Annotated in this window: 19 protein-coding genes and 1 pseudogene; 3 read left to right on the forward strand and 17 right to left on the reverse strand. The window is 28.0% G+C overall.

Annotated features, from left to right (window positions below; translation table 11 throughout):
- Nucleotides 1-10: 10 nt before the first annotated feature.
- From AVBRAN9334_RS04085 to AVBRAN9334_RS04095, 3 genes are read left to right on the forward strand one after another with little or no spacing between them, the layout of a single operon-like run.
- Nucleotides 11-268 carry a heavy-metal-associated domain-containing protein gene (locus AVBRAN9334_RS04085; RefSeq protein ID WP_214117354.1) on the forward strand — a complete coding sequence of 86 codons (258 nt, stop codon included), beginning with the start codon at nucleotides 11-13 and terminating at the stop codon, nucleotides 266-268.
- Nucleotides 265-504 carry a hypothetical protein gene (locus AVBRAN9334_RS04090; protein ID WP_214117355.1) on the forward strand — a complete coding sequence of 80 codons (240 nt, stop codon included), beginning with the start codon at nucleotides 265-267 and terminating at the stop codon, nucleotides 502-504. Before AVBRAN9334_RS04085 ends, AVBRAN9334_RS04090 begins: the two co-directional genes overlap by 4 nt.
- Complete coding sequence (locus AVBRAN9334_RS04095) at nucleotides 482-2,836, forward strand: TonB-dependent receptor plug domain-containing protein (RefSeq protein WP_336607099.1); 2,355 nt, start codon at nucleotides 482-484, stop codon at nucleotides 2,834-2,836. Before AVBRAN9334_RS04090 ends, AVBRAN9334_RS04095 begins: the two co-directional genes overlap by 23 nt.
- Nucleotides 2,837-2,860: 24 nt before the next feature.
- Here AVBRAN9334_RS04095 and AVBRAN9334_RS04100 read toward each other — a convergent pair whose 3' ends face one another.
- The 17 genes and pseudogenes from AVBRAN9334_RS04100 to atpD form a co-directional block, all read right to left on the reverse strand.
- The gene (locus AVBRAN9334_RS04100) at nucleotides 2,861-3,556 is read right to left on the reverse strand and encodes a TonB family protein (protein ID WP_214120197.1); all 696 of its coding nucleotides are present in this window, start codon (nucleotides 3,554-3,556) and stop codon (nucleotides 2,861-2,863) included.
- A complete protein-coding gene (gene exbD, locus AVBRAN9334_RS04105) occupies nucleotides 3,525-3,899 on the reverse strand; it encodes a TonB system transport protein ExbD (RefSeq protein WP_214117358.1) in 375 nt (124 codons plus the stop codon). The genes AVBRAN9334_RS04100 and exbD overlap by 32 nt, the downstream gene beginning before the upstream one ends.
- Nucleotides 3,886-4,314, reverse strand: a complete 429-nt coding sequence (gene exbB / locus AVBRAN9334_RS04110; RefSeq protein ID WP_336607100.1) for a TonB-system energizer ExbB — start codon at nucleotides 4,312-4,314, stop codon at nucleotides 3,886-3,888. Before exbB ends, exbD begins: the two co-directional genes overlap by 14 nt.
- Before the next feature lie 51 nt (nucleotides 4,315-4,365).
- Nucleotides 4,366-6,429, reverse strand: coding sequence for a TonB-dependent receptor domain-containing protein (locus tag AVBRAN9334_RS04115; RefSeq protein WP_336607101.1), 2,064 nt, complete (start codon nucleotides 6,427-6,429; stop codon nucleotides 4,366-4,368).
- 193 nt (nucleotides 6,430-6,622) lie between these two features.
- The gene (recO, locus tag AVBRAN9334_RS04120) at nucleotides 6,623-7,234 is read right to left on the reverse strand and encodes a recombination protein RecO (RefSeq protein WP_336607102.1); all 612 of its coding nucleotides are present in this window, start codon (nucleotides 7,232-7,234) and stop codon (nucleotides 6,623-6,625) included.
- Complete coding sequence (locus tag AVBRAN9334_RS04125; protein ID WP_214117410.1) at nucleotides 7,222-8,004, reverse strand: ATP-binding protein; 783 nt, start codon at nucleotides 8,002-8,004, stop codon at nucleotides 7,222-7,224. Before AVBRAN9334_RS04125 ends, recO begins: the two co-directional genes overlap by 13 nt.
- Nucleotides 7,990-8,670, reverse strand: a pseudogene (locus AVBRAN9334_RS04130) (5'-methylthioadenosine/adenosylhomocysteine nucleosidase); the annotation flags it as partial. The pseudogene AVBRAN9334_RS04130 and the gene AVBRAN9334_RS04125, both read right to left, overlap by 15 nt.
- Entirely contained in the window at nucleotides 8,667-9,644 is a 978-nt protein-coding gene (locus tag AVBRAN9334_RS04135; RefSeq protein ID WP_336607103.1) for an ACP S-malonyltransferase, read from the reverse strand. The gene AVBRAN9334_RS04135 and the pseudogene AVBRAN9334_RS04130, both read right to left, overlap by 4 nt.
- 443 nt (nucleotides 9,645-10,087) lie before the next feature.
- Nucleotides 10,088-10,681 (reverse strand): FKBP-type peptidyl-prolyl cis-trans isomerase, encoded by a 594-nt coding sequence (locus AVBRAN9334_RS04140; RefSeq protein ID WP_214117363.1) that lies wholly within the window; start codon nucleotides 10,679-10,681, stop codon nucleotides 10,088-10,090.
- A gap of 15 nt (nucleotides 10,682-10,696) precedes the next feature.
- Nucleotides 10,697-11,539 carry a tetratricopeptide repeat protein gene (locus AVBRAN9334_RS04145; protein WP_214117364.1) on the reverse strand — a complete coding sequence of 281 codons (843 nt, stop codon included), beginning with the start codon at nucleotides 11,537-11,539 and terminating at the stop codon, nucleotides 10,697-10,699.
- 3 nt (nucleotides 11,540-11,542) lie between these two features.
- Entirely contained in the window at nucleotides 11,543-12,031 is a 489-nt protein-coding gene (locus tag AVBRAN9334_RS04150; RefSeq protein WP_214117365.1) for an OmpA family protein, read from the reverse strand.
- A 60-nt stretch (nucleotides 12,032-12,091) separates the two neighbouring features.
- Entirely contained in the window at nucleotides 12,092-13,261 is a 1,170-nt protein-coding gene (locus AVBRAN9334_RS04155; RefSeq protein WP_214117366.1) for a PD40 domain-containing protein, read from the reverse strand.
- On the reverse strand, nucleotides 13,258-14,085 hold the full coding sequence (locus AVBRAN9334_RS04160) for a hypothetical protein (RefSeq protein WP_214117367.1): 828 nt from the start codon (nucleotides 14,083-14,085) through the stop codon (nucleotides 13,258-13,260). The genes AVBRAN9334_RS04155 and AVBRAN9334_RS04160 overlap by 4 nt, the downstream gene beginning before the upstream one ends.
- Complete coding sequence (locus tag AVBRAN9334_RS04165) at nucleotides 14,082-14,474, reverse strand: biopolymer transporter ExbD (protein WP_214117368.1); 393 nt, start codon at nucleotides 14,472-14,474, stop codon at nucleotides 14,082-14,084. The genes AVBRAN9334_RS04160 and AVBRAN9334_RS04165 overlap by 4 nt, the downstream gene beginning before the upstream one ends.
- Nucleotides 14,464-14,991, reverse strand: coding sequence for a MotA/TolQ/ExbB proton channel family protein (locus AVBRAN9334_RS04170; protein WP_214117369.1), 528 nt, complete (start codon nucleotides 14,989-14,991; stop codon nucleotides 14,464-14,466). Before AVBRAN9334_RS04170 ends, AVBRAN9334_RS04165 begins: the two co-directional genes overlap by 11 nt.
- On the reverse strand, nucleotides 14,988-15,365 hold the full coding sequence (gene atpC, locus AVBRAN9334_RS04175; protein ID WP_214117370.1) for an ATP synthase F1 subunit epsilon: 378 nt from the start codon (nucleotides 15,363-15,365) through the stop codon (nucleotides 14,988-14,990). Before atpC ends, AVBRAN9334_RS04170 begins: the two co-directional genes overlap by 4 nt.
- Nucleotide 15,366: 1 nt before the next feature.
- The gene (gene atpD / locus AVBRAN9334_RS04180; protein ID WP_214117371.1) at nucleotides 15,367-16,764 is read right to left on the reverse strand and encodes a F0F1 ATP synthase subunit beta; all 1,398 of its coding nucleotides are present in this window, start codon (nucleotides 16,762-16,764) and stop codon (nucleotides 15,367-15,369) included.
- Nucleotides 16,765-16,770 lie beyond the last annotated feature (6 nt).

Below are 16,770 nucleotides of genomic sequence, written 5' to 3' on the forward strand. Positions count from 1 at the left end.
AGGAGAATGTATGAAAAAATTATTATTTGTGTCAATTTTATCAAGTTTAGCTTTTGCTGATGTAAGTTATTTATTAAATGTAAAAAATATGGGTTGCAATGGTTGTGCTAAAAAAATAATAGAAGCGTCTAAAAGTATTGCTGAAGTTAAAGATTACAAGGCTGATTTTAATTCTAAAGATTTAGTTATTACTTTTGCTAAAGATGTAGATATTAAAGCAATAGTAGAAAAAATCAACGAAATCGGCTATAAAGCAGTGCAACAATGAAGGCATTTTTTATAATGCTTTTAGCACTTAATCTTAATGCAAATGTTTATTTTATAAAAGATATGGCTTGTGAAGTTTGTGTTGATTTTATTAGTTTTTGTGCTAGTAAAGTTAGCAAAAATTATAAAGTAGATTTAAATTCTAAAACTCTAAAAATAAGTGATAAAACTTATGATGAAAAATCACTTTTAAAATGTTTAGCAAAAGATGGCTATGAAGCAATTTTGCAAAAATAAAATTAAGCTAAGCATATTTTTAGCTACATATATTTATGCAAATACCTTAGATGAAATCAATATTAATGCAGTGCAAAATATTGATTATTTAGAATTTTCTAACACTATTTACAATAAAGCCTATCTTAATACTCAAATAAAACAAAATCACACTTTAGATGAACTTATCAAAAATCATACAAATATAAGAATTACTACTAAAGATAGCGATAATTCAAATTCTTTAAAGCCAGATGATTTTTCAATCAATGGTGCTAAAACCTATCAAAATCAAATGTTTATAGATGGAATAAACATAACAAGCACCATTCAACCAGCTATGTCAAAAACGCTATATAAAAATGTCTGGTATAACCCATCTCTTGGTTCATATTCGCTTAATATAGATAGCGAAATTATAGATAATTTAAGCATTTATGATAGTTTTGTAAGTGCTAGTTATGGTGGATTTTTAGGTGGAGTAATTGATGCAAAAATCAAAAGTCCATCAAAAAATCCAATCGGTGGATTTAGTCTTGGATATAGCTTTCAAGATAATATTTTTATAGATGATAAAATAAGGCAAAAATATTCTAGTGGATATGGTTATCAAGATTTTAGTAATTATTATAAAAGATATTTCAGTGCTAATTTTAGCTCATACTTAAATGATACTTTTGGAATTTTATTTTTTGTAAGTAGTAATTATTCAAATACAAAAATAAAGCAAAAAGATATATACACAATAAATAAAATCAGCGATACAAATAACTTAATTTTGCTAAAAACTCAAAAAGATTATGATAACCATATTCTTAGCTCAACTTTTATTTATAATCCTTATTTAATAAATCAATTTCAAGAAGGCGTAATTGATTCTAATATGAAAGTAAATTATGGTGGATTTAGCCTAGCTTTTAATCTTGAAAGTGAATTAAAAAATATAAATCTTAATCAGCATTTATCATTTTTAAAATCAAATTCTTCAAGAATTTATGATAAAAAAGTTCAGTATCAATTCATTTTACCTTCAGGTATAAAGCAAAGTTATGGTGGGCTAGGAGATACCTTACAAACTGAAAAATCATATCAATATAAATTAGATGCTAAAACTAATGAATTTAAAAATAATGATTTAGAATATAGCTTTAATTTTGGTTTTGAACTTAGTAAAAATCAAGGCAAAATAAATAGAATTAATCCTTATACAAGATATGAAAAACCAATTGATATTCTAGCTTGTAAAGAAAATGATATTAGTTGCATAAATAATCAATATTTTTCATATTATGAAACACATTTTGCAAAAGCTAAAAAATCAATAAATAACTACGCTCAATTTATACAAAGCGATATTAAATATCATAATTTTAGATTTAGATTAGGTCTTAGAAATGATTATGATAGCCTTAGCAAAAGATTTAATATAGCCCCTAGAACAGGACTTGAGTATTATTTAAATGATAATCAATTTTTAGGATTTGGATTTAATAAATATTATGATAAAGGGCTTTTAGCTTATATTTTATATGATGATTATTTTAGTGGATATGAAGAGTATTCAAGAATTGATTATAATAGCCCTTGGATACAAGATACAAAATGGCAAAAAGATAGAGTTTTTATGGGATTAAAAAGCCCTTATGCTAATGAGTTTAGCCTATATTACAACGCAGAATTTAAATATTTTAAAATGTTATTAAAATACATTAAACGCAAAACTTATAATGAAATTTATTCAGCAAATCAAGAAGAATTAGGCTTAGAAAGTATAAAAGATACTGATAATAATTATAAAGTTTATTATAATGGCAAAAAAACAGCTAATGATATTGTAAGTCTTAATTTATCTAGCAATGAAATTAGTATATTTAATACTAAAAATTATTTTGATTTAAATCTTAGCTATCTACATAAAAAAGGTAGTGCGACTAATTATTTAAGCACAACTGGTAAAAACATAATCTATAATGGTAAAACTATAAAATCAAGCGAATTGCCATTTGTTTATGAGCCTTTTATAGCTAATTTTACTCATAATTTATTTTATGATAATTTTAACTTGATTAATGAAATCACTTATCATTCAGCGAAAAATGATTTATACTCACAATACGATAAGAATTTAAATATGCAAATATTTAGCGATACTAAACTTAAGTCATATTTGAATTGGAATTTAGGATTTGGCTATACTAAAAATATTAAAAATACTAAATTAAAAATAAGTTTTAATATCTTAAATATTTTAAATAGCAAAAATAAAATCAACGTATTTAATTGTAATAACGAATTATGTTATAAATACGCTAATTCAAGGCTATATACTTTTAATCTAAATTATAATTTTTAAATTAGTGCAATTAAGCACTAATTTTTAATGTAAGCTAAACTTAAGCGGCACACTAATATCTAAAACTCTTTCATAACGCTTAAATTTCGCTATCTCAACGCTTTTAATCCCTGCTTTATTTAGATTTTCATATTTTGATGGCTTAAGTATTTTTATATTTTTTGCCTTACCATAATCATAGGTAAATCCTACAACCACTACTCCTTGCTCACGCCTTTTTCTTGAACTCATAGGATAATTGCTCTTAGCAGTTTTATTTAAAACTGATTGAATATGAGAGATTAATTCATCTTGATTATTCCCACCTGCAGGAGTATTATTACTAATTGTAGTAGTTGGTTTAGCTTCATTTATCTTGCTTGCTAAAGGTTCGTTTTTAGGTGTGATTGGCTCATCTTGAGTTTTTTTAATTTCTTTTACTTCTTGCTTTGGTTTTGGTTTTTTATGGTGCTTTTTTTTAGGTTTTAAAGCAAATTTTTCTTCTTTTATCTCTTCTTTGATTATTTCTTCTTTTATTTCTTTTACTTCTTCAATTATTTCTTCTTTAACAGCATTTTGAGGTATGCTAGGAGCATAAAAAAGCACTGCTAAAGCTTTGTCATTTTTAATCTCACTTGTCTTTACATCAATTCTAAAAAAACACGCCAACAAAACCGCATGAACTAAAAAGGAGATGAAAAATGCGATTTTATTTTTCTGTTGCAATAGCAAAATTTTCATGCTTTAACTCTTTTAAAATATCCACTATTTTTACAAAATGTTTATAACTAGCGTTCTCATCAGAGCGTAAAATTACAATTTCATCTTTACTAATACTTGATAATTTTGTCTTTAATTCATCTACGCTAAGCAAACTCTCATTATAAAATATCTCGCCAGTTTCATTAATACTTATAAATACTTTTTGCTTATCATCAATGCTTACGCTATTTTCTGATTTTGGTAAGTTTATAGCGATTTTTTCTTCTGCTATAAAGGTGCTAACACTTAAAACAATGCAAAGTAAAACTAGCATAATATCAATAAATGGAACTAGATTTAAGCCTTCTTTATTTACTCTCATTATTTTCCTTAAATCTTGATAATACAACATCAACTTTTCTAATAAATGCGTTATATATCATAAGAGTTGGGATTGCCACAACAAGTCCAAGTGCTGTTGCTTTTAGTGCTAGCGAAAGCCCTAGCATAATACTTTTTGCGTCCATAGTAGCCGCATTTGCCATATCATAAAATGTAATCATTATGCCTATTACCGTGCCAAGCAAACCTATATAAGGAGCGTTTTGATAAACGATGTAAAGACAGGTGAGATTTTTACTAAGTGCTATTTCTAATTCATCTTTACATTTATAATTTTTAATATCAATATTTTTAAAAAATATTAGCCTTTCAATACTAAATGCCACAACTAAAAAGCTCATAAAAAATAATATCGCAAACACAAAATAATCTAAATATTCTTTTAAAAATTCCACATTTTCTCCTAATAATTGATATTCTAAAAAAGGCTAAAAGCCTTTTTTAGTTTAGAATTTGTAACTAAAGCCTAGTTTTATATTTCTTCCTGCTTCATAGTCGTTTGCAGTCTCAACCCCAAATCTTCTTTGAGAATGTGAAACATAAGTTTTATCAAATAGATTGCCAACGCTTAAGTTTATTTCAAGATTTTGAGTAGGCATATAACTTGCATATATTTCGCTTACTCCATAACCTGCTTTTTTAGTTCCATCTTCTAAAGTCTTACCAGCAAAAGCTATTAGGTTATAACCAAATAATGTATCAATTGGACTAGCAAAATATTCAGCATTAAATGTATATTTATCCCCACTATCACTATATGCCATTACGCCACCAACTTTACTTTTATCTTTATGTTTTGTTGTTTGATGAGTATAACTTGCACTAAATTTTAAATTCTCATAAGCATAAGAAGCATATAATTCAACCCCACGAACATTAGATTTACCCATATTCATACGATTGTAATTATTTGTAACTGCTTGTCCGTTTTGAGTAGTTGTTACGCTTACATTTTCTTTAATTAAATTCTTATAATCAGTATAAAAATACTTAGCTACAAAATTAACATTATGTTCATTAAAGTTATTTTTATACCCAAATCCAGCTTCATAAGCATCACCTGTTTCAGGCTCTAAATTCTCATCAATATAATTTGTATTAAATGTATTTTCACTAAGTCTTAAAGCTTCAATCGGATCAGGTCCTCTAAATACTTTTGAATACCCAGCAAATAAATTAATGCCGTTTTCTGCCTTATAATCAAGTGCTAATGCAGGGCTAAAATTATTAAATCCTTGAGTTTTCTTACCAAAATTATCTATAGTAAATCTATCAAATCTCACTCCAGGAATTATGCTAAATCCACCAATTTGAATAGTATCTTGTAAAAATACTGATAGGTTGTTTGCTACTTCTTTAGGATGATTTTTAGTAGGAGTTACCGAAATTGCTCCATTTGTTGCATCTTTTAAACTTGAATGATTTTTTCTAAAGCTTGTAGTTTGATACCACTCAAGTCCATAAAATACTTCTTGATTAAAGCTAGTATTTTCAAATCTTGATTTATTGTTTAAATAAGCACCTGTGGTTTTTACCCCATCATTTGATAAAAATGCTTTACCACCTGATTTTTTAAACTCTGCATAATTTGGAACTTCATCTTTTATAAGCCTATGCTCTGTATGATAAACTCTAAATTCGCTATCAATTAATTCATTTGGATTGTAATTGTAATTAAAAGTATAGGTATCTCTTTGCATAATTTGAGGCAAAATAGCTTGAGCTCTTTCTCCTGCTTTTAGTGTGCCTGTATCAAATGCCACCGAGCCACCAAACTCACCTCTAAATGGAAAATCACCATCATATTCAGTATGCTCATAGCTAAGACCTGCTTTATGCTCATCTTTTTCATAATTTACTTTAAATAAATAGCTTAAATCATGACCCTTACCACCAATATCATTGCCATTTCCATCTTTTCCGAAGCCATAATTTTTATGATTAATATATGCTAAAAGACCAAAATTATTATCAGTTTTACCATAAGCCATTATGCTTTTTTGCCATTCTTTATTATTAGTTGAATAGCCTGTCTTAAACTTACCACCAAAACTCTCATCACCTTCTAATAAATCAAATGCACTTGCAGTCTTAAACGCAACCGAACCACCTAAAGCACCTGAGTTATTAGCAACACTTAAAACACCCACGCCAACATCAATAGCTTTTAATAAATCAACATCTAAAACTAAATCAGCCGAGTGATGAAAAATATTTCCACGTTGTCTTGCACCATCAATAGTAATATTAATACCCCTATCATTTACGCCACGCATATAAAGTTTTTGATTAAACTGATTTGTCCCTGCTACATAAACACCTGGAATATCACGCATAACATCTCTTATTGCACCTGCGTTTTTGTTTGAAATTTTTAGCGAATCAACATTAGAATATCCAATTGAACTAGCATTTACTTCAATAGTATCAAGATTAGCATTCTCATTAGCCAATAAGCCAACACCACCAAATAAGCATAAAGCCAAAGAAAGTTTTAAAGATTTTCTCAAAATATCTCCTTAATTGATAATAAAAATGATATTCTATAATATTTTTAGTTAATAACAAAAATAATTATCATAATATTTATAAGTTTTAAATAAATGATAGTTATATTGATAATAAATTTTATTTAAAATTCAAATTCATTGTAATATTGTTTAAGATTTTTAAAATAAAGAATTTAATTTAGCTTTTGTAGTTTTATAATTTTTTAGAAAATACTTCGTATAATAAATCTATTTCGCCATCTTCAAATATAGCTGAATTTTTATTTTTTAGATAATCTTTCATCTTAATTTTATTGATACTTACACTCACTTTACAACCCCTACAATACATTAAAAATCCTTCTCCTAAAGAAAAAAAATCATTTAATTCTTTATTGCATTCCGTGCAAGTTTCACTAAAATAAAGCCTACCTTCATACTCAATCATCAAAGCATAAGCATCTAAAAATACTCTTTTATAATGTTGAGTTTTTAATCTATTAATTATTCTTAAACTTAAATCATAATAAAAACTTCCACACTCTTGATTATCTTTTAAATGCTCATACAAAAGCACACAAAAACTCTGCCAAGCTTTAATAATCCCATAATCATTCCAAGGCAAGGCTAGTTGCATTGTTGAATGTAATTTTGGCAAAAATAAAGGCTGAATACTTAGCTCATAATCAATAATATTTCCGACTATTAAATGCGAGTGTCTAACTCCGTAAAATCTATAGCATTTTACTAATTCTTCGCTACTTAGGATAAAGACTATTAAATCTTTATCCCTAACGCTAAAGGTATTTAAAATTATTCCTTGCAATAATTAGCACCTTCGTTTGCAAAAAAAGTATCATAATGAATGTTAAAAAAGGCATTTTCAAGGCTTTTAAATAATTTTGGATTTTGTGCTTCAAGACTTGCTAAAAGCTCTTTTGTTTCTGCTCTTGCGTGTGGCATTTTTACATCAAATCTCATAGCAGGACAAGCTTCATCACCTATTGTTTTAAGACCATTTTTAATAGCATTTTCTCTTAACATTCTTTCACGAACAAATATCAAAGGACGAATTACGGTAATTCCTTGTGCTGAAGTGAATTTCGCAGCAAGTGTTCTTAAAGCTCCATTATAAGTAAAGTTCATAAAAAAGCTCTCAATAGCATCATCTAAATGGTGTCCTAAAGCTAATTTATTAAAGCCATTTTCCTTAGCATAAGTGTATAAATATCCCCTTCTCATACGAGAGAAAAACGAGCAAAAGCTTGAATTTTGACGGATTTTTTCACTAGAAATCTCATAAATATTACTTTCAATTATTGTATGCTTTATACCTAAAATCTTGCAATAATTGCTTAAATATTTATAATCTTCACCCATTCCATAACTAAGCGTTACTGCTTCAAATTCAAACTTAAACGGGACTGCTCTTTGCATATGTTTAAGTAGCATTAGTAAGCTTAAGCTATCTTTTCCACCGCTAAGTCCTACTAAAACCTTATCGCCTTCTTCAATTAAATTAAACTTATCACAAGCTCTTGCTACTTCTTTAATAAGTCTTTTGCTAAGCTCATTTTTAAACAAATGTTCGCACATTTTTAAGACAAATCTAGCACTATTTTTAGCAGCTAGTTCTAAAAACTCATCAAAACTAACATCAGCATTTCCACCTGCATCATCGCTAATTGCTCTTAATATAAAACAAGGCACATTAAGGCTTTCGCAAACTAAAGCAACGCTTGCTCCTTCCATCTCAACCGCATCAGCATTAAAAGTATCTTTAATCCAATTTTTCTTAGTTTCATCGCAAATAAATTGGTCTGATGTCGCAATAATACCGCTAACTACATTTAAATCAAGCTCTTTTGCTACTTTTTTAGCAATATTATTTAATTTTTCACTTGTTTTTATAAAAACGCTAGTTTCAGGGACATAGCCAGGTTTGTGTCCAAACGCTGTTATATCTATATCGTGCTGCACTAATTCTTCTGCAATTAATAAATCACCTATTTTTAAATTAGGATTAAGCGACCCTGCAACGCCTGTAAAAAGCAAACAATCAGCCTTATATTTTTCTATCATTACACTTGCACTTAGAGCTGAATTTACTTTGCCTATTTTTGAATAAGCAATAATTAGTTCATGACCTGCGTAATCAATGAAATAATAAGTATTATTTGCATATTTACTTTCTTTATAAGAATACTCATTTAAAATTGGCTCAATTTCTTCACGCATAGCACCTAAAATTGCTATTTTCATAGGTTTTCCTTAAATGTTTTTATAAAATTTTCAATATCTTCTAGGTTTTTTATACTAATACTTGGTTTGTTTGTTATTTTTTTATTAAGTCCGCATAAAACACTGCTTCCAAATTCTATAAAACCATCAACGCTATTTTCTATACTTTTTATGCTTTGTTTATATAAAACAGGCTTAATAAGTTGCTCTTTTATAGCTAAAATGGCTTCATTTTTAGTGCTATAAGGCTTTGTAAAAGCATTTGAGATTACTGGTATGAAATCATCATTAAACAACAATTCTTTTTCTAATTTATTAGCTGCACTTTGCATTAAAGGGCAATGACTTGCTACGCTCATATTAAGTAGCATTGCTCTTTTTGCTCCAGCATTTTTAAAATCATCTATGCTATTTTCTAAATCCTTTTTAAGCCCAGCTACAACTATTTGACCATCGCAATTGTAATTTGCCGCATAGATTTGCTTATTTTCCTTATTTGCTTTAGCACAAATTTCTTCTACTAAATTATCATCTAAACCTAAAATAACCATCATAGAAGCAGGATTTTCGCTACTTGCACATTCTTGCATATATTTTCCACGCATATTTACTAGCTTTAAAGCATTTTTTAATTCAAGTGCATTATTTGCACATAAAGCCGAAAATTCTCCTAAAGAATGTCCTAAAGATGGAGTGCTTTCATAACTAATAAAAGGCTTTATATCATCTTTTTTTCTTAAAGAAATTCCATTTTCTTCTAATAATTTTTCAAATACTTTATAATACATAATGCTATTTAGTAATATTGCAGGTTGGGTAAATTCACTTATATCTAATCTATCATTTTTACTAAAAATTAATTCTTTAAAATCAATACCGCAAAAACTACTAACTTCATCATAAGTTTTTCTTACAAACTCAAAATTATCAAATAATTCTTGACCCATAAAAGCACTTTGAGAACCTTGACCTGGGTATAAAAATGCGTAATTCATATTTTTCCTTTTTAATTTATTTTATTATCAAATCTTATAATACAAGTATTAAAATCTTTTAATTACAGCTATTATAAATCTTTTTTACATTTTGTATAATATTATAAAAATATAAATTCCATTATTAAAATAATAAACGAAGTTTAACTTGTAATACTAATACAATCTATATTTTTAATATCACAATTTTAGCACTTTTTTATGATTGAATTAAAAATCAAGTTAAAAATAATAAGTTTTGTATATTTATAACTTACGATTATATATTAAAGATTACTTGTAATTTGTGAATTTGATAGCAATAAATGTATTTTAAAGTTTTGACATAAAAAATAAAATTATAAAAATGATTAATTTTAAAAAACTGAATACTTTGAGTATATAATAAATATTAGTATAAGGCGAAATAAATCGCCTTAACAATTTTAGCTAAACCTTAGCTCTTAACCTCTGCAACAACCGCCGCCGTGGTGATGATGGTGATGATCATCTTCATCATCATGATGATGACCGCAACTTCCATCGCCTTTGCAACCACTATGTCCGTGATTTCCACATCCACATCCACCAGCTTGTGCTACTGCACCACTTTCTAATTCTTCAGGAGTAGCATCTCTTACTTCTTTAATATTTACGGTAAATAATAAATCTCTTCCTGCATAAGGATGATTGTAATCAATTACTACGCTACTATCTTTGATTTCTTTAACAACAACTCTAACCGTTGAGCCATCTTCGTTTTCTCCGAATAATTCTAAGCCAACATTTAAATCAATGCCTGCGAATTGTTCTTTTGGTAATTCTTGAACCAAATTCTCATCATATTCTTGCCAAGCTTTATCTTTAGTGATTAAAATATCACTTTCATCACCCTCATTTAGTTTAGCAATTTCATCTTCTAAAGCCTCTAATACTTGATTTCTACCTAATAAAAATGAAATAGGATGAAAATCAGTATTATTTTCTAACACTTCATTAGTTTTTGCATCACGCAATATAAAATTAAGTGATACTACGCTGTCTTTTTTTATAGCCATTTTTAATCCTTTCTATTAATTTATACTTTTAGCTTCACTTGAATCTGGAAATTGTTTTTTAAGTGCTGCATAAAAATTATTTGCTTTTTCTGTTTCATTAATTGCCTTCAACGAATTTGCGGTATTTAATAAAATTAAAGGCATATTAGGAGCTTTTACCCCTTGATTATTATATAAATCTGAACTTGTTTTGTAATAATATATAGCATTTTTATAGTCTTTTTGTGCGTATGCAATTTGTCCTAAATAAAAATTACATTGTGCAGGTTTATGTTTTGCATTTGCTAATTCTTCAAAAATTTTTGCGGAATTTTCATAATCTTTACTATTATATAAACTTATAGCATTTGCCATTTTTTGAGCTGGAGTTTCATTTTTAGCTGCAACCTCATTTGCTACTACTTGCTGAGTTGTAGATTTTACAGCTTTATTCTCGCCCAAGCTACTAACTAAATTTGTTAATTCACTTAAAGCCTTTTTTAACTGATTAATGCTGTTTTTTTGATTTTTTAATTCTTGTTTTATTTCAGAAATATCTTTATCATAAATATCAAGTTTTTCTTTTGAAAACTTTTCTACTTCTAATAATTTACCTTCAAAATTATAAGTTTTGTTATTCAAATCATCAACTACACTTTGAATACCTTCAATTCTTTCTAAAGCCTTATTTGTTTTAAAATCAACACCAGTATAATCTTTACTAAGAGTTTCAACCTTTTTTTTGTTCTCTAATAAAACTTTTTCATTTTCTGTTAGCCCATAAGGCTCTTTAATATTTATATTACCTGCATTAAAGGCTGAAGTTTCTGCGTAAATAATAGGGGCTAAAGCCCCTATAAAAAGTATTTGTTTTAGCATAAATTAAAACTGAACTTTTGTTTCTGCTCTACGATTTTGAGCATCGCATTCTTTTGTTTTATCATTACATACTGGGTTGTTTTCGCCATAGCTTTTAATTGTAATTCTTGAGCTGCTAACTCCTTGAGATTCTAAACCATCTTTAACAGCTTTAGCTCTTTTTAAACCTAAAGCTTGGTTATATTCTTCACTACCCCACTCGTCGCAGTTACCTTCAACAACAATATTTAAATCTTTACCATCTTGATTTAATAAACTTGCGTTATTTGATACTACGCCATACATATCTGAACGAATATCGTATTTATCAAAGTCAAAATATACTTTACCTAAAGAATTATTAATTCTTTCTAGTTTAGTATTAATATCTTCCTTAACATCTACATTCATATCTGGAGCAACCTCCACTTTTTTTGGAGCCTCAACTGTAGCCTTTTGACTACAACCAACAACTAAAGCTGCTAAAGCAACTGCATAAGCTAATTTTTTCATTTTTTTCCTTTCATAAAAAGTAATTGAAATTATAATTTCCAAAACTAAAAATTTATTTAATTACCAATCCAAAGTTGAAATTTTACCAACTTTTAGTGGGAAATGATACACTTTATTCTCATCAAGTCTTAAAATTCCTAAAGAACTTTGCATTCCTAATAATTTTATAAACATAATTGTCTTACCATCGCTACTAAAATTAGGGAAAATATTTCTACCATTTAATGTCAATTGTCTTACATATTGCGAATCAGTTGCCATAACATATAAGTTAAAATCTCCTGATTTTTCACGACTTGAATAAACTATATAATTATTATAAACACTAAAGGCAGAATTGTTTTTACCATGATAAACTAATTGAGTTGCATTAGTTTTATCAAGACCTTGTAAATATAAATTAGGATAAGAACTTCTATCGCTAACAAAAGCAAAACTATCACTACCTACAAATCTTGCACTAACATCTATTCCTTTATACATAGTAAGTCTTTTTGTATTTTTAGTATTTAAATCTAATAAAAATATTTCTGGTTGATCTTCTGTTGTTTTAGTAATTAATGCTTTAGTTCCATCTTTGCTAATATCACTAAGTGCTAACATACCAGAACCTTGAGTAATTAAAGTTTTTTGATTATTCAATAAATTATATTTATATATACTCAAAATATCTTTATTATAATCTGTATAATAAAATTCATTTTGATTGCTATTTGCCCATTTTGCAAATAAATTTAACCCACCTTGCATAATAATTTTTTGATAATTTAAAGTGTAATCTGCAATAAGAATTTGACTTTGCTTAGCAGCTATTTTTCTAGTAATTAAAATCTTTTTATTCATCCAGTCTAAATCTGCTAATTTTAAGTCCTTAAACATTTGTGAAATTGCTTTGTGAGATAAAAACACATAAGCACTTTTTGGATAAGTAAAAGTATTGTTATACTTAATTTCATTATTCATACCCTTAAGAGTTATGCTTAACTCATAATTATTTCCTACAGGATTTAAATTATAATTTAATTCATAATTTGCATTATTTTCATTAGTAATTTCAAATTTAGAACTTACTAAAACATCATTTTTAATTACCTTATCAAAATCAAAATTAACCAAACTACTTGTAGTTATTCTAATCTTAGGCAACACCTCTTGCTCGCTAACCACATCCATAATAATATCAGCAGTTAAGCATACTAAACTAAAACATAATAAAAATATCTTTTTCATTTTATCTCCTTGATACTTAATATAACCGAAAGCCTTAAACTACCACTATAATCTTGTTGATTTGGTGGAATTCCTAAATTTTTGTTTTGTTGATTAATAGTTTGTATAAAAATTCTTGCCTTTTGTCTTAAAGCAGAGCTTTCATTAAAACCATTATCTTTGATTTTTATTATACCATTTTTTGATATTGTAAAAGCTACTTCAAAAATTTCCTTATCATTAATATCTGAACTATTAGCAGTTACTAAACTCCAAACATTTTTCAAATACGCATTCACTCTACCAAAATATTCATCATAAATTCCAGAAACCTTAGCCGATGTTTGTGTAGTCTCTGAATTATTATTTGACTTAATTGTTGTATTAGCTAATTGTGATTGTATTTTTTTTAAAGCATCTAATTGTGATTGATTTAATTTATTTTCTTCTTGCTTAGTTTCCTTTTTTGGATTTTTTCTTTCACTTTTGCTAACTTTTAAATCCCCAAACAAACTACTTAAATCACTATCACTATCTTTACTATCAGTTTGTTGTTCTACTTTTTCATTTTGTTCAATTACTTTATTTTGATTATCTTTTGTAGCATTATCATTGCTTGTATTTTCTGGACTTTTATTTATTTTTTTTGCTACTTCTTTAGTATAGTCTTGTTTAACCTCGGCTGGAGTTTCAACATTATCTTCTACGAACAATATATCCACTTCACTATTGCCATATTTAATAACTTCTTCATTTTTAGCAAAAATATTTATTAGCAAAATAAATATTAATATAGTAAGCACATATATTAAACAAGATAATAAAAAAGCTTTTGATTTACTCATTTTGTTTGAAGTGAAATTTTTACAAATCCTGCTTTTGAAAAAGTTGATAATACTTGCATTAGCTTATCGTAACTTATATCTTTATCTCCAGATATATAAACTATTTTATCTTTATCAAATTGATTTTTAATTAAACTAAAATTATCAAAAAAAGCAATATAAGGATATTTTTTCTTATTTAAAACTACTTCATCTTTTGTAATGCTTACGAAAATATCATCTTTTTTTGCTTTGCTAACACTTGATTTTGAGCCATTTGGTAAATTAATATTTTCATCATATTTTAAATTAGGAATTACTAGCATTAAAATTACCAATAACACTAACATAACATCAACTAAAGGAGTTATGTTTAACTCTGGGTCTTCGTGTAAAAAATCATTTTTCATCGCTAATAATCTTTATTTGACTCTCTAAAATATTTAAACATTCAAATACTTTTCGTTTCACAATTAAATGAAATGTATAAGCTAAAATAGCAGAAATAATCCCACTAGCAGTAGCTATTAAAGCATGACCAATTGGAGAAGCGATTTGAGTAATATCACCATTTCCATTTAAAGATATTAAAGTAAAGTATATTGAAACAACGGTTCCAAACAATCCTATAAAAGGCGAAGTAGTAGCAATAATACTAAGCCAAGTAAGGCCTTCGCTAAGATTTTTAGAAGCTTCATTATAATAAATCTCTAATTTTTTCATAGAACCTTCACAAGGTTTAAAATAAGCCTCAAAAGATAAATCTTGATTTTTTAATAACCTATCTAAAGTTCTTAATTCTTCTTGATAAAATTTAGAAATATTGCTTAAGCGATATAAAAAAATCGCTAAAGCAATAATAGAATAAAAACCTAAAATCCCAACTGCTAATAAAGTAGCTAAGTCAAAATCCGAAATCAAATTCATTTAGAATCCAGTCTTCCTAAAGTTGCGGCAAGGGTTGCTGAATTTGCACCTGCTGATTTTAATAATTCTTTAGCTTCTTCTAACTTTTTTTTGCTTATTGAATTATCATTACCACCTAGATAAACAGCACCTTGAGCTAAAATAACAACACTATTTTCATCAACTTTTACATGGCCTGAATCAATAGCTATAAGCTCCTTTGAACCATCATAATTTTCCACACTAATTACACCAGCTTGAAGCAAAGAAATTACAGAAGCGTGGTTTGGCAAAACACCAAACTCACCTTCACTTCCTGGCACTAACACTGATTTAACTTCTGAATTAAAGATTTCTCCGTGTGGAGTAACTATTTCTAAAGTTAATTTATCCATATTAAGCCTTTAATTTTTCTGCTTTCTTAATAGCCTCTTCAATATTTCCTACCATATAAAATGCGTTTTCAGGTAAGTCATCATATTTACCTTCTAATATACCTTTAAATCCAGCTATAGTTTCTTCAAGGCTAATGTATTTTCCAGGACTACCTGTGAAAACTTCAGCTACGAAGAATGGTTGTGATAGGAATTTCTCAATTTTTCTAGCTCTTTCAACAACTAATTTATCTTCTTCGCTAAGTTCATCCATACCTAAAATAGCTATGATATCTTGTAAATCTTTATATTTTTGAAGCACACTTTGAACTCCACGAGCTACCTTATAATGCTCTTCACCAATAATTTGCGGGTCAAGCATTCTTGAAGTTGAATCAAGTGGATCAACCGCAGGATAAATTCCTTTTTCAGCAATACTTCTATTTAAAACCGTTGTAGCATCTAGGTGAGCAAAAACGGTTGCAGGCGCTGGGTCTGTTAAGTCATCAGCAGGAACATAAACAGCTTGAACTGAAGTAATTGAACCTTTTTTAGTTGATGTAATTCTTTCTTGGAATTTACCCATTTCACTTGCTAAAGTTGGCTGATAACCAACAGCTGAAGGAATACGACCAAGTAAAGCTGACATTTCTGAACCTGATTGAGAAAATCTAAAGATATTATCAATAAACATTAAAACATCAAGTCCCATTTCATCTCTAAAATATTCAGCCATTGTAAGACCTGTTAAAGCAATACGATTTCTTGCCCCTGGTGGTTCATTCATTTGACCATAGCATAAAGCAACTTTATCTAAAACATTGCTTTCTTTCATTTCATTATAAAGGTCATTTCCTTCACGAGTTCTCTCACCAACACCAGCAAATACTGAATAACCACTATGTTTAAACGCAACATTGTGAATTAATTCCATAATAATAACTGTTTTACCAACACCAGCACCACCAAATAATCCTACTTTACCACCTTTTGCATAAGGAGCAAGTAAATCAACTACTTTAATACCAGTTTCAAATATTTCACTTTTTGTGCTTTGGTCTTCAAATTTAGGTGGTTCTCTATGAATAGCCCATTTTGTTTCATAATTTTCTGGAGCACCTTCATCAATTAAATCTCCAACCACATTGAAAATTCTTCCTAAAACTTTTTCCCCAACAGGAACACTAATTGGAGCACCTAAGCTAACAGCTTTAGTTCCTCTTACTAAACCATCAGTCATATCCATAGCAATAGTTCTTACACGGCCATCACCTAAATGTGCTGCTACTTCTAATATTAAACGAATTTGCTTACCTTCAACCTCATAATTTACTTCAATAGCTTCATTGATTTGTGGTAAATAATCGCTAAATTCAACATCTACAACAGGTCCTAATACCTGAGATATAAATCCTTGCATATATTC

The sequence above is a fragment of the Campylobacter sp. RM9334 genome (assembly GCF_020138145.1).
GTDB lineage: Bacteria > Campylobacterota > Campylobacteria > Campylobacterales > Campylobacteraceae > Campylobacter_E.